12 protein-coding genes are annotated in these 13,804 nt (G+C 45.0%); 10 read left to right on the top strand and 2 right to left on the bottom strand.

Features of this window, described 5'->3' with window-relative positions; all coding sequences use genetic code 11:
* The first annotated feature begins 196 nt into the window (after positions 1 to 196).
* Together H7198_RS06235 and H7198_RS06230 are read left to right on the top strand one after the other, a co-directional pair.
* A complete protein-coding gene (locus H7198_RS06235) occupies positions 197 to 2,764 on the top strand; it encodes a DUF1542 domain-containing protein (protein WP_274458903.1) in 2,568 nt (855 codons plus the stop codon).
* Positions 2,765 to 2,908: 144 nt separating this feature from the next.
* On the top strand, positions 2,909 to 3,454 hold the full coding sequence (locus H7198_RS06230) for a GNAT family N-acetyltransferase (protein ID WP_274458902.1): 546 nt from the start codon (positions 2,909 to 2,911) through the stop codon (positions 3,452 to 3,454).
* A 47-nt stretch (positions 3,455 to 3,501) separates the two neighbouring features.
* Here H7198_RS06230 and H7198_RS06225 read toward each other — a convergent pair whose 3' ends face one another.
* Together H7198_RS06225 and H7198_RS06220 are read right to left on the bottom strand one after the other, a co-directional pair.
* Positions 3,502 to 3,762 (bottom strand): hypothetical protein, encoded by a 261-nt coding sequence (locus H7198_RS06225; protein WP_274458901.1) that lies wholly within the window; start codon positions 3,760 to 3,762, stop codon positions 3,502 to 3,504.
* A 103-nt stretch (positions 3,763 to 3,865) separates the two neighbouring features.
* The gene (locus H7198_RS06220) at positions 3,866 to 4,255 is read right to left on the bottom strand and encodes a ribonuclease HI family protein (protein ID WP_274458900.1); all 390 of its coding nucleotides are present in this window, start codon (positions 4,253 to 4,255) and stop codon (positions 3,866 to 3,868) included.
* Positions 4,256 to 4,349: 94 nt separating this feature from the next.
* Here H7198_RS06220 and H7198_RS06215 point away from each other — a divergent pair, with 94 nt between their 5' ends.
* The 8 genes from H7198_RS06215 (at position 4,350) to H7198_RS06180 (ending at position 13,795) form a co-directional block, all read left to right on the top strand.
* The gene (locus H7198_RS06215; protein WP_274458899.1) at positions 4,350 to 4,742 is read left to right on the top strand and encodes an EbsA family protein; all 393 of its coding nucleotides are present in this window, start codon (positions 4,350 to 4,352) and stop codon (positions 4,740 to 4,742) included.
* Positions 4,729 to 5,643, top strand: a complete 915-nt coding sequence (locus tag H7198_RS06210) for an RluA family pseudouridine synthase (protein WP_274458898.1) — start codon at positions 4,729 to 4,731, stop codon at positions 5,641 to 5,643. Before H7198_RS06215 ends, H7198_RS06210 begins: the two co-directional genes overlap by 14 nt.
* 30 nt (positions 5,644 to 5,673) lie before the next feature.
* Positions 5,674 to 6,201: a bifunctional pyr operon transcriptional regulator/uracil phosphoribosyltransferase PyrR gene (gene pyrR, locus H7198_RS06205; RefSeq protein ID WP_274458897.1), complete on the top strand. Its 528-nt coding sequence runs from the start codon at positions 5,674 to 5,676 to the stop codon at positions 6,199 to 6,201.
* Positions 6,202 to 6,236: 35 nt separating this feature from the next.
* The gene (locus H7198_RS06200) at positions 6,237 to 7,316 is read left to right on the top strand and encodes a carbamoyl phosphate synthase small subunit (protein WP_091501423.1); all 1,080 of its coding nucleotides are present in this window, start codon (positions 6,237 to 6,239) and stop codon (positions 7,314 to 7,316) included.
* Positions 7,297 to 9,813: an ATP-binding protein gene (locus H7198_RS06195; RefSeq protein ID WP_274458896.1), complete on the top strand. Its 2,517-nt coding sequence runs from the start codon at positions 7,297 to 7,299 to the stop codon at positions 9,811 to 9,813. Before H7198_RS06200 ends, H7198_RS06195 begins: the two co-directional genes overlap by 20 nt.
* A 1-nt stretch (position 9,814) precedes the next feature.
* Positions 9,815 to 10,081, top strand: coding sequence for a DUF7671 family protein (locus tag H7198_RS06190; RefSeq protein WP_274458895.1), 267 nt, complete (start codon positions 9,815 to 9,817; stop codon positions 10,079 to 10,081).
* 136 nt (positions 10,082 to 10,217) lie between these two features.
* The gene (locus H7198_RS06185; protein ID WP_274458894.1) at positions 10,218 to 11,387 is read left to right on the top strand and encodes a metallophosphoesterase family protein; all 1,170 of its coding nucleotides are present in this window, start codon (positions 10,218 to 10,220) and stop codon (positions 11,385 to 11,387) included.
* Complete coding sequence (locus H7198_RS06180) at positions 11,384 to 13,795, top strand: ATP-binding protein (RefSeq protein ID WP_274458893.1); 2,412 nt, start codon at positions 11,384 to 11,386, stop codon at positions 13,793 to 13,795. Before H7198_RS06185 ends, H7198_RS06180 begins: the two co-directional genes overlap by 4 nt.
* Positions 13,796 to 13,804 lie beyond the last annotated feature (9 nt).

Genomic DNA, 13,804 nt, shown 5'->3' with positions numbered 1-13,804 from the left:
AAGAGTAAATTTGAGCTGGTTACGCGAATATCACGCTATATCCATCGATATAATCATGAACGGATTCATACCTATGAATCGAACCTAGTGATGTAAAAAAAGTGTCTAACTTATTGACATACGAGCACTACTGTATCAAGCTGCTGACCAACGGATTAAGCGTTTCGAGGCCATTGAACACGTTGACCCTGTTAGCTTGAAGAAGCAAACAGAAGAGGTTCGGACGATTGAAGGAAAGGCAGCGGATGATATTCAAGCTTCTGCAACACGTGGTAGTGTTGATCAGACTTTGACATCGGCTATCCAATCAATTAATGCCGTTAAGGAGCCAGCCTTATCCGCAGGATTCGAACCAATTACACCTGAAGACAAGCGATCAGCAACTAGTCAGGTTGTTGTTGCTGGTCGAACTAAGAAAGAAGAGTTTACACTAATTCCTTATGTTGACCAGGGTTCATTGAAGCAACAGATGGACCGTGTTGATGCAATCGTAGATAAAGCCACGGAAGATATTAATAATGCAAACACGAAGAGTGAATTAGATGGCTTGATTAGTAAGGCAATTATGGATATTTCTCAAGTGCCTGCACCAAAGGCTAAGCCAGCTGACCAACCGGCTAGCCAAGAGATGAAGGATATCTACAAGGCAATGCTCCAGCGCTATGCTGATGAAAAGAAGCAGAAGTTTGAGGCCATTGAACATGTTAGCCAAGTTAGTCTAAAAGAAGAACTTGACATTATGCAGGATATTTTAACTAAGGGTCAAAATGCTATTCAAAAGGCAGATACGAATTGGTTCGTTATCTTCCAGTATCGTCAATACATTGGTTTGATTGACACAGTTCCAACTCCTGAGCTGGAATATGACTACCAGACACCAACAAGTTTGGATATTAAGGCAGCGACAAACCGTTTGACTTGGGATGGTGATAACCGTAAGTATATCTTCAACCATATGGCACGGGTAAATCCAGATAGTTTGGCTCAGCGAAAGGCGGAAGTTGATCAGTTAGTTAAGGAACGAATTCCATTGTTTAGTCAAGCAAAGACACATTTGGTGCTAAACGCCATCGTGAATAAGGCTGTTCAAGACCTCTATAACATTCCATTCCCAGATGTATTGCCAAAGGATGACCATCCAAGTAAGGAAGAGATTGCAATGGCTATTTCATCTCTAGAAAAGGCAGCAGAAAATAAGCGTGCTGACTTCGAATCAATTGTCCACGTTGATGCTCAGTCATTAGACCGTCAAATCAAGGTATTAACTGAGACGTTGAGAAAGCAAAAGTCGATTATTCAAGATAGTCAAACCCAATCTGATTTACAGAAGAACTTGGTTGATGCCTTATCTGCTATCCAAGCAGTGGCTCGACCAGATGTTGAAGATGGTTACCAATCTTTGACGGATGCTGAAAAAGAGCAGGCTGTATCCGAGTTGGAAAAGCTGGTTAGTGAGCGGACTGATGAATTTGAACACCTTCTTGGTGTTGATCCTGATTCACTGGCTAAGCAAAAGCAACTTTTACAGGATACATTCGGTCGAGTTAAGACGACGATTATGGCATTGGTACAACGACAAGAATTGGCACCAGCAATGAAGGTTGCCCGTGCCGAAATTATGGCGGTCGAAAAGCCAGCATTGAGTCGTGACTACCAGACGCCAAGCCAGCAGGATCGCGATCAGGCTATTGAGCAGCTGAAGCGTGTTGCTGAAACGAAGAAGTCTGACTTCGATAACATTATTGGTACACAAAGTGATTCCTTAGCTGCTCAAAAGCTTGAAGTTGACCAAACGGTGGTTCTTTACCAAGAAAAGATTGCTGGAGCGCAAACCATTGCTGGTTTGAACCAAGTACTCTTGGCAGGTGAAGAAGCAATTAATGCGGTTGAGTCTCCAAAGCTGGACCGTGACCATCGCCCGGCAACAGCGCAGGACCTTGCGGAAGCAAATACAGCTGTACAGCAAGCTGGGGACGAAAAGAAGCAGTCTTTCGATAAGATTGACCATGTTGATCCAGAAAGCTTGGAACGTCAGAAGCAAAAGGTTGATAAGATTATTAACGATAACCTATCTGCTCTGGATGCCTCAAAGACTCTTGGTGAATTAACTCGAGTGAAGAACGTTATTATCTTCGTTATTCAAGCGGTTGATGACCCTGACCGTCTTCCAGTCGTTAATGACGATAAGGAAAAGGCAAAGGCGGAAGTTGCTGAGGCGGCCAAAGAAAAGAAGGCTGCTATCGATGCTGTTCCAAATGCGAATGCTGGTGAACGAGATGAAATTGAAAAGGACCTAGCGGCAATCGTTGAAGACGCGGATGCTAAGATTGATGCGGCTGATACACACGATAAAATTGACGCAGCGGTTCAAGAAGCTTTGGATAAGATTGCACAATTACCATTACCAAAGTCTGGTGACAATCCATCAGGTGGCGGTGGTGATAACGATAACGGTGGTGGCGGAGATAATCCGGACAACCGTGGCGGTAACGATGACGGTAATGGTGGCGACCACTCTGGTGGTTCAGATGCTGATGCCAATGCTGCCCGACGGGCGGCTGAAGATGCTGAACGTGCAAAGCGGGAAGCAGAATTGGCAGCTCTTGAAGCAATGAAGAAGCGGGGTGGTGCAGATTCATCTGCTGCTTCACCTGCAACGGCTAAGCAAGATAATGTCAGTGGAAACCGTGCGATGGTGGCACTTTCCGCAATGGCAGCAGCTGCTTTTGGATTTGTAAAAACTAAGAAGCGGAAGCAAAAGTAGTTGAAAATAGTTAAATAACTGCAGGAAGTCTAGTTCAATTTGAACTAGGCTTTTTGTCATCGAATTCTTTGTGCTATAATATTCTTCTGATGATTGAGAGAAAGGAGCCGCACGTTTGACTCATTGAACGTGCAAACAAATAATATGCCAGCAGTATACATGCGGCGGGCCAAGGCTCGCGACATTGACGCCATTGTCGAAATTTTACAAACGGCCAAAGCTTATTTGAAAGAACAAGGATTGGATCAATGGCAGGGAGATTACCCAAACGCAGATACAATTCAAACTGATATGGATAAGCACCAAGCCTTTGTGTTGATGGTTGATAACCAAGTTGCAGGATATGCAGCTGCCTTTGAAGGTGAAGATCCACTTTACACAGCCTTGGAAGACGGTTCATGGTTGAAGGAAGGGCATGATTACGCCTCACTTCACCGTGTTGCTATGTCAGATAAGTTCCGTGGACAACGTTTGACACCACGTTTCATCACTGCCTTGATTTCATACTTCTATGCACAAGGGGCACGTGATTTTCGAATTGATACGCACCCAGGTAACTTACCAATGCAAAAGGTTATTAAGAACAATGGTTTTGAGCAGCGTGGAACGGTTCACATGCAAGAAGCGCCTCACGTTTCAACAGCACGTTGGGCTTACCAATTGTTGATTGAAGACGAAACTGAAGCTTAAATTTAATAAAAAGTCGTTTAGGATTTTTCCTAAACGACTTTTTGTGTTTATTGACTTTTTACAACCATGTGGATTAACCAGATTCCCAAAATGAAGTAGAGTATCGAGGGAATGATGTTGATATCTAATAGAAAAGTTAAATTATGTTCCTGCAATGCCAACTGGGCAGATGAATAGATAGACATGAGTGAAATCCAAAGGGCAAAGCAGGCGACTGCAATGGTAATTTTGGGCTTCGTTTTATATTCATTTGACTGTCTATAAGCCAATAGGATAAGGGGAAAGATGGCGAGTTGTACTGCTAACATTGAACCTCCGATAATACTAATTCTCTCTTGCATAAGATTTAACCAGAGAAAGGGATTTGTATCAAGGGTGTGAACTGGATTGTTATGTTGGCATTCAAGTTGTTTAGTCTTGATTTAAAACCTGCCAGGCAAGCTGGTGGGGACCCTTATTTTTACTATCTGGTACCCAGATAACGAAAACCATGTCGGGATTTGGGAACAGGCTAAGAATCTCGTCGACCTCTTTTTGATAGTGTTTAGCGTACTTCTTTTGAAGAGAATTGACCAGGATTTCAGAGTCTGATTGAATCTGGATCATTTCATTTTCGTTCAATTCAGCTTGAATTTGTTTAAGTCCCCAGATGAGGGCTTGAAACTCTGCTTCCTGGTTGCTTTGGCAATTATTTAATGAACCCTTCAGTGGCATTTGCTCTTTATTTTTGACAAAAACAATGCCGGCTGCAGCTTCCTTTGTGGATTGTCGGAAGGCGGCATCAGTTTGGATTTGAATCATGCAACTTTCTCCTCATATTTACCAGTCTTACAATAACAGAAGCGGGTAGAAAATGGTAAAATAGAACCAGTATATTTCACTTTAAGGAGTTATCATGACGAAAATTAAAGCATATTATCAGCCGGCCTCTGATTGGGCTGCAATTTGCTGGTTGATTTGGGGCTGCTTTTTGGCAGTTAGCCCAATTTGGGCGTCAGAACTCTTTTATAAGGTTGATGGTCTTTGGCTGGCTTATACCGTCTTCATTGTCTTAGTTGGTATCTACCGATTTGGAATGCGGCGGCTAGTCTTTGATAAGAAATACATTCAGATTTTGCAGTTACGTTTCTGGAAAATGAAGATTATCGAACTTGGTGAAGAAGGACAATCAGCCGAAGTTGATGGTCGTACACTAACGATTAAAGATGAAAACGGCAAAGAAAAGCGCTATCGTTTGACACGACGCTCCTGCCGTAAAATAAAGGATGAACTGAATGAGCAACAGTAAGCAAATCACAATTAAGGAGGGCGGTAAGCGTCTGGATGCGGCATTGGTAAACGCTGGTCTTGACCATTCACGCTCGACTTTGGCAACCTGGATTAAAGAAGGAGCCGTTTTAGTTAACGGGAAGCAAGTGAAGTCCTCTTATAAGGCCAAGGCTGGTGACGAGATAACCATTACGGTGCCTGAAACGAAGGAGACAGCCATCGAAGCGGAGAACATTCCGCTTGATATTGTTTATGAAGATGATGACCTAATTGTGGTGAATAAACCACAGGGAATGGTTGTACATCCTGCTGCTGGGCACGCGACTGGGACCTTGGTGAACGCCTTGCTCTACCATGCACCACTGTCAACGATTAACGGGGAGTTCCGTCCAGGAATTGTACACCGGATTGATCGGGATACGTCGGGCTTACTAATGGTTGCCAAAAATGACAAGGCTCATCAAGCACTGGCTGCCGAATTGAAAGCCCACAAAACGGAACGTTATTACTACGCTTTGGTGCGTGGTGAATTCAAGGAAGATAAGGGAACGGTGGATGCACCAATTGGTCGCCATCCAAAGGACCGTAAGAAACAAGCGGTTGTTCCTGGTGGCCGTGATGCGGTGACTCATTTTGAAGTCTTGGAACGTTTCAATGGTTATACACTTTTGAAGCTAGCCTTGGAAACTGGGCGAACACATCAAATTCGTGTCCACATGCAATATATTGGACACCCAGTAGTTGGTGATTCAACCTATGGTCACCAGCAGGTAATTGCCGATATTAAACTGAAGGGCCAGTTATTACACGCTAAGACTTTGGTATTAACACAGCCAAGCACGGGCGAAAAGATGACTTTTGATTCAGAATTACCCGCAACATTCGAACGAGTATTAAAAGCATTACGTAAAGAACAATAATACAAGCAAACTTATAAAAAGGAGTGAAAGATGGTTAACAAAATCGTTTTAGACCAAGCTTCCATGCAACGCGCACTAACGCGAATTACTTATGAAATTTTGGAACACAACAAGGGTGGCCAGAACTTGATTTTGGTCGGTGTAAAAACCCGTGGTGAGTATTTGGCACACCGAATTGCTGACCGTTTGGAACAACTGGAAGGCGTTAAGATTCCGGTGATGGCCATTGATATTTCCGACTACCGAGATGACCGATTGAGTAACCATACCAAGTTGGGATTGGACGAAGACGACCGTGTCAACATCATCGATAAGAACATTGTTCTTGTTGATGACGTGCTCTTTACCGGACGTACAACTCGTGCGGCTTTGGATGCTTTGATTCAAATCGGCCGTCCAAAGACGATTTCATTGGCGGTTTTGATTGACCGTGGACACCGTGAATTACCAATTCGCGCCGACTTTGTTGGGAAGAACATTCCAACTGCGCAAAACGAAAAGATTCAAGTGCGTGTGAAGGAGATTGATGACGTGGACGAAGTTGAAATCGTTCACTAATTCATTGAACTTGCTGCGATAAAACAGGGGACAAAATGGAACGGCATCTGATTCTAGAAGACGGGACAGTTTTTTCAGGCCAAGGATTTGGCGCACCAGCGACAACCTTTGGTGAGATTATATTTGATACGGCGACCTCTGGTTACCAGGAAACAATCACGAACCCAATTTACGATGGGCAGATGATTGTTTTTGCCATGCCCGTTGTTGGAGCTGATGGGATTCACGCCGAGGCCTACGAGTCCATTAATCCTAAAATTCGAGGCATGATTGTTCACGATTTGGCCGAGGTTTCGACTAACCGTCAACGACGAATGAACCTGGACCGTTTTTTGAAGCAGCACAATATTCCGGGGCTCTACCAGGTGGACACCCGTAAGTTGATTCGGCACCTTCGTGAAACCGGTTCACAGAAGGCGACGATTGTCGACGTGGTTGATGACCATGCTCGTGATCAGTTGCAGGCGACTGTTCTGACTAATAAGCAAGTGCAGAATACAGCAACGACGAAGGCCTATTCAAACCCGGGACGTGGTTTCCACATTGTCGTAATTGACTTTGGATTGAAGAATGGCATTCTGCGTGTCCTTGGCGATTATGATGCGAACGTAACTGTTTTGCCATACACGACCTCGGTGGACGAAGTATTGACCTTGGATCCTGACGGTATTATCTTGTCGACTGGACCAGGAAACCCCGAGGATTTGCCAGAGTCAGTGTTGACTTTGATTCGTGTCTTGCAGTCAAAGGTGCCAATGCTCGGTATTGGTTTGGGACACGAGCTCTTTGCACTGGCAAACAACTCGGAGTTGACGACTTTGCCAGCTGAATATCACGGGATGAACCATCCGATTCAGGAAATTATTTCGCAAGAAATGATTTATGCCCGACAGGGACGTGGATACGTGGTTGACCCAGACGCTTTGGACACAAAGAAGCTTTTCGTAACTCACCGGGACATGGTGGATAACTCGATTCAAGGGTTGCGTCACCGTGACTTCCCAGCCTTTTCGGTTCAGTTTTTCCCCGACGGGGCACCAGGGCCACTTGAAGCAAAGCGGGTTTTTGCGGACTTCTTCGAAACGGTAGTAGATTATGTACAAAAGAACAACTGATGAAAACTTAAAGCGCATCCTGTTCTTGGGTGCTGGTGAAACTGACTTTGGTATGCAGGGTGAAAACGATGCAGCCATTTATCAGGTTTTGCCCATTTTAAAGTCGCAGGGGTACCGTCTCTTTTTGGTGGATGATAACCCTTATTCGATGGCGTTGGAATCCTCAGAGGCGGAGACCATTGTTTCAACGCTGACGGTTCAAAACATTAAGTCCATCATTAAAGAAAAGCAAATTGACGCGGTTTTTCCTGGATTTGCTGGTATTCGTGGGCTACGGCTCTGGCAGCAGATTATTTCCGAATGGCGTGAAGAGGATGGCGCTCGTCCAGTTGGATTGGGGATGCCTGATTCCACTGTTGAATTGTTAAACGATTCTGCGGCACTTTTTGAACGCCTGGAGTCTGCTGGATTATCAATGCCAAGGGCAACAATTGTTCGTAATCAGGCCGAAGCCAATGAACTCTTACGTGATTTAGAGCTGCCATTGCTGGTGCGTGCACACAACCCAGCGGCAGGGACGACACGGAAAATTGTCCGGCGCTTGGACGACTTTGAAGATGCAATTGATCAGGTGATGTCTCAGTCTTTGACTGGGGAAGTGGTGATTTCGAAAGCCATTAATGGGTTGAAGGAAATTTCCATTCTGGTTCTTCGCGATAGTAATGGAAACTGTATGCAAGTTGGGGCCACAGAGGATATGGATCCGGTCGGTATTCACACGGCGGATTCACTCTCCGTGGCACCCGTGTTAACGATTTCTGATCAAGTGCTCCAAGAAATGCGCTCGCAGGCTTTCTTAGTCGCTAATATTTTGAACATTCAGGGTCCTGTTCACGTTCAATTGGCTTTGAACGAAAAGACCAACCAGTTATACATCATTAAGGTTTCGCCTTACTTGGATAATCTGACTAATCGAATGGCCTTGATGACCGGGTATCCGGTCATGCTGGTGGCTGCCCAGTTGGCTGCTGGTCGTGTCCTGCAGGATGTAGAATTACCAGATTCTTATCACGCTAAAACAGCGATGATGGAACCGGTAATGGACCATATTGTTGTTAAGTTACCAGTTTTCTCTTTTGGTGATTTGAAGGCGGCAGGGGTTGAAGTTAACCGTCAGTTGAATTCGATTCAAAAGTCCGTCGGTTCAGCCCTTGGATTTGGTCGAACATTTATTGAAGCCATGGAAAAGGCGATTCGTGCGGCCCACTTTAACAACCGTTCTTTCTCACCAAAGTACATGAAGAACGTGTCAGATGATGAGCTAATTCAACAGTTAATTCATCCCCACGATAACCGTGTGCTCTTGCTTGTTGAAGCACTTCGACGGGGTTACGAAGTTGATGAATTGGCTGAATTAACTAAGATTGATGAATTCTATTTCTACCAATTAAAGCAATTGTTGAAGATTGAGAGTCAGATTGTGGATGGCGAAGCCAGCCAGGAATTGCTTTCAGTTGCTAAGCAATCCGGCCTTTCAGACGGCTTGTTGGCTCGTTTTTGGCAGTCAGACTTTCAATCGATTCGCGCGATGGCAAAGCAATCTGGTGTTGTTCCGACTTATAAAGCCTTGGAGCCATCAGCCGGTGAGTTTCCTGAAAACGCCCACCAGTTCTTTGCGACTTTTGAAGAGGAAAATGAGTCCGAGCCCGTTTCGGATAAGTCGATTTTGCTTGTTGGGGCAGGGGCCTTCCGAATGGGGGATGGAGCCGCCGCGGGTTATGTGACTTCGGTTGTTTTGTCCGAGTTACGTAAGCTTGGTTATAAGACGGTGATTATGAACAACAATGCAGCCGATGCCTCCTTGTTACCACACTTGTCTGATAAGCAGTATTTGGAACCATTGGAAGTTTCTGACGTGATGGCCGTTGTTGATCAGGAACATCCGGAGGCCATCGTGGTAGCTGGTAATCGACGGAAGTTGATTGAAGCTCTAGTGGCCTTAGGGCAAAAAGTCATTGTGCTACCAAAGGAAAAGCATCAGCCAGCCGGTCCTGAGTCGGATGAATCCGAGTTTGCTTTGAACATCTTTTACGATGGCGAAGCAGCCTATCCACTGGTACTAACGCAGCACCAGGAAGGCGAGGTCCGTTTGATTGACCAGGACGTCTTCGATGCTGATTTATCTGGCATTAAGCTACCTTACTCTGGCGTCTATCAATTAATCTGGCGTGAGAAGCGGACGGATTGGCCAAAGGAAGTGGCACTGCCTAATTTTGCCGTAGATACTTGGTTACGGCCAATGCCATTTGGTGAAATTGCCTTCCTGTCAAAGATTTTGCAACTGTCTTTGATTCGATTGGTTGTTCGCTCTTGGAAGGGTGGCTTGGATGGCAGTGATTTGGAAGCCTTAGTTGCGCATATGCCAGCTTTGCGTGGATCGGACTTTGCCATGGTCTCTGACCGAACGGATTTCAACTTGCATTTGAAGCCTGATTCGCCAATCGACTCAACCCGTTTTGAAATGGGTGCAAAGATGATTCGTTTACAGGAGAATTAGGATGGCAAAGGGAAAGTACGACACGGCGATTCTATACGGACAGCCTTTGACAGAAGATGCCTCTGGTAAGCTTTATGTTGCTGAAGGTGAGAAAGAGCATCCCTGGCGGATTGGTAAGCACACAAAAGGTAAGTTAATCGGTCCAGGTCAAGTATTTTTAACCGAGCAGAACCAAAAGGTGCGTTTGGTTAAAACGGCACCGCTATCGTTTAAGGACCGTCATGATTATCAGCCAATGGGGCGTTTTACAAAGGACGTTCTAGACTGATTAGTCTAGTAATAAAAGATTATATTGAACAAAAAGTCTTAGAAATTTTCTGGGACTTTTTTAGTGCAGTCTTTTGAAAAGCGTGCTGGCTCTTGTATAATAATGATACGAACATCTGTTTGGAAGGAGCGAGCTTATGTTGTCATTTATTCACGCGGGGGATGTCCACTTAGGCAATCCCTTTACTGGCCTATCAAAAAACTTACCAAAGTCTTTTCAGGAGGCCGTGGCGGATGCTGGCTACGTTGCCTTTGACCGCTTAATTCAGCAAGCCATCCAGAAACAGGTGGACTTTGTTCTTTTCCCTGGTGATCTTTTGCACGGTGCAGGTCAGACCGCCCGTTTACAGGCAACCCTGGTAAAGGGCTTTTTAGCGTTGAAAGAGGCTGGCATTCAGGTTCTTCTTTCCTTTGGAAACCATGATTATCAGGCTTATGAAACGGTGCAAAATGCCTGGCCGGATAACGTCCATATTTTCAGCCACGAGGTTCAAGAAAAAGTCCTGATGACTCGTTCTGGTGAGCGAGTGGCCTTTGTTGGCTTTTCATATGCTGACCGGTCTGAGCGACGAGACCGTTTAGCGGACTTTCCAGTTCGAAACGAGTCGGTCGATTATGAAGTTGGCCTGTATCATGGGGCAGTTGGTCAAGTTGGGGATGATTATGCCGCCTTCTCGATTGAGGGGATGCTGCAGAAGAATTATGACTATTGGGCCCTTGGGCACATTCATATTCGAGAGATTATGCATGAGCAACCGGTGATTGCTTATTCTGGTAACTTACAGGGGTTAAATCGGAAAGAGACGGGTCCCAAGGGGGCTTTATTAGTAGAAGACAGAGGACAGGGTTTAGAGCCAACATTCCTGGATTTGGCACCGGTCCGATTTCAAACCGTTGAAATCGCGGATTGCCTATCCTTTTTAGATTTGATGGAGCAGTTAAAGCAAGAAAAGTATGATGGTCAGACACTGTTATCTGTTGAATTAAAGGGAACGATTCCAGCTGATCTACAAGCAGATCAGGCAAGTGGGCGTTTGCTCGATAAAATTCAGTTGTCATTATCTGATAGTGACACCGTTTGGCCAATTTATGTTAACTTGACGACGAGTCAGCAGTTAGTTAAACCGGCCTTTGCACAAATGGATTTTGAGCAAGCGATACAGCAAACCGTTGCTGGGCAATCGTTGACAGACTCTTTATCCGATGAGGTGCCCCTTTCAATCCGAGAGTACTTTGCTCGTGAAGAAGGTCGGACAGCCGTTCAGGAAGCTTTGAAAGAACTATTTTCTGAAGGAGGGGAAGCATGAAAATCGAATCCATTCATATTTCCGGTTTTGGAAAATGGTCCGATGTGACTTTTGATTTAAATGACCAATGGCAGGTGGTTTTTGGACCAAACGAGGCTGGAAAGTCGACCGTAAAGGCCTTTATTTTAGGTGTTCTCTTTGGCTTTCCAAAGGGGCGTAAGGCGGGAAATCAATTGTATGTTCCTCGTTCTGGGGCTCAGTATGGTGGCTCCCTTGTTTTATCTACTAAAAAGGGTCGATTCAGGGTAGAACGGTTGGGACGAACGAAATCATCGTTGACCGTGACTGCTCTTGATAGCGACTTGGAAATGCCGAATCCCGAAAAGTGGTTGGCTGATTTAATTGCGCCCTTGGAAGAAAGTGATTTCAGACAAGTTTATTCCTTTGATGAGTCAGAATTGAGTGCCGTGGCGGACTTAACCGCGGATGACTTTGACCAAGTATTACTATCTTACACCCGCCCTCAGGCGCAGCGCTTTTTGAAATGGGCGAGCGACAGGCAGGAAGAGGGGCAGGCGCTTTTTGCTCAGGGAAAGAACGGCAAACGGCCACTCAACCTTGCTAACCGGGAATACCAGGAGTTGTTGGCGCAGCGGCCGGTGGAACAGGAAAAGTACAGTCGCTATCAAAGGCTTTTAAAAGAACAAAAGTCTCTGAATGATGATTTAGAGCAGGTAAAGCAGTCAGAACAGGAGCTTCTTAATCAAATTAGTGAGCAGGAAAGTTTGGCCAAAGCCTGGCCGCTGTTTGAACAAAGCTTGAAGTTACAGAACGATGGTGGTTCAAAAACTGTTGACCAGGAAATTCAACCAGAAATTGTTCAGCAAGTGCAGCGCTTCGAACAGTCTGAAAAATGGTTGTCTGAGCAGCAAGAGGCGAATCAGGAGAAAGTTAACCAGTTACGAGCGGTTCTTGATGAGCCAAAGGAAAAGAATCAAGATCAGTTAATGATTGCGGATTTCTTGGAAGAGTTAATGGCGATTCGAACTAAGAAACAGGAATTCGTTCAACAATTGACGAACTTCGCTGCACAATTTGATCATGGTTTACCGAAAACCTTGTCTGTTCAAGAACAGGAAAGGGCGAATAAGTCCTCTGTTTTGACAACTTCTTTGGGTGGCATGGCTCTTGTTTTGGCCATTATTGTTGTCGCCACGTTTTCAGCACCACTTGGACTTGGCATTGGGCTGGTGGCAGCCGTTCTCTTGGCTAAGGCCTACCGTGATTATCAGGCAAGGCAAGTGATTTTTGACCGCTACCAACCCTTTAATTTGGCAGAAGCCATCGAGAAGCAGGATGATGTTGCCTTAGCTTGGCAAAAGCAGGCAAAAATACAGGCGCTGGACAAAGAAGAAACATTAGCGAAAAAGCAATTGTCTGATAGCTTGCTTTTTTATCAGATTATTGATCAAGGGGATTTTACTAATTGGTCATCAGATAGACTAGTTGAATGGACCAATAACTGGTTACAAAGTCAGGAAAGTGCGAGCGCTGACAAGACAGAGCAAGTCTTGAATGAGTTGCTTACGGCGGGTCAGACTTTGGCGAAAAAGCTGGCAGACCAAAAGCAGTCTTTGAACCAGGTACTGTCGCAGTATGGGGTTAGCCAATTAGTGGATTTCTACCAGTTGGTTGATGAGAAGAAGGCGGATGAAACGGCTCAAGAAAAGCGCCAGTTGATTCATGAACAGATTGGCCAAAAACGATATGACCGCTTGCAAACGCTTTTTCAAAAGTATGGTGAGCAGAGCGCTTTCCAGCTTGAGGGAAAATTAAAGAATCTCCGTCAGCACTTACAAGCAATCCGAGAAGAAGAACGTTCAAAACAGCAACAATTGGCTAACCATCAGTCAGAAATGAACCGGCTAATTGCAGATGGTGGCTTAGCTCAGTTGGAACAGCAGTTGGCGAACCAAGAAAGCGATTTAGAAGTCGCCTATACTCGTTATTTAGCAAAGGTCTTGGCTAAAGATGTTGTTAACCAAGCCTTTCTAGGACAGGAAGATTCCCTATCCGAGCAGGTCTTAGAGCAGGCTTCTGCTTACATCGCCCAGTTAACAAGGGGGCGTTATCAGGAACTAAAGTTGGAAAAGGGGCATCTGTTCTTGAGTGAAGCTGCCGATGAAACGAAGATGGCTGATTCGAAGCAGACTTTTCAAACAGCTGAATTATCTGCAGGAACCAGGGACTTACTCTTCCTATCTCTTCGCCTAGCATTAGCTAATACACTCCATGAAGAAGAGCCTTTGCCAATCTTGATTGACGATGCTTTAGTTCATTTGGATGCGGAACGGCGCGAAGCGACTTTGGCATTGCTACAAGAAGTCGCACTTGATCAGCAAGTTCTCTTTTGGACTTTTGATGAAAAGTTGAATACCGGTCAAGCGATTAATTTATTAGAGTACTAAAAAAGCAGT

The sequence above is a fragment of the Fructobacillus sp. CRL 2054 genome, from assembly GCF_028764065.1.
Taxonomy (GTDB): Bacteria; Bacillota; Bacilli; order Lactobacillales; family Lactobacillaceae; genus Fructobacillus.
Note: the sequence above shows the minus strand (reverse complement) of the source record. Positions and strands in the feature narration are given on the sequence as shown.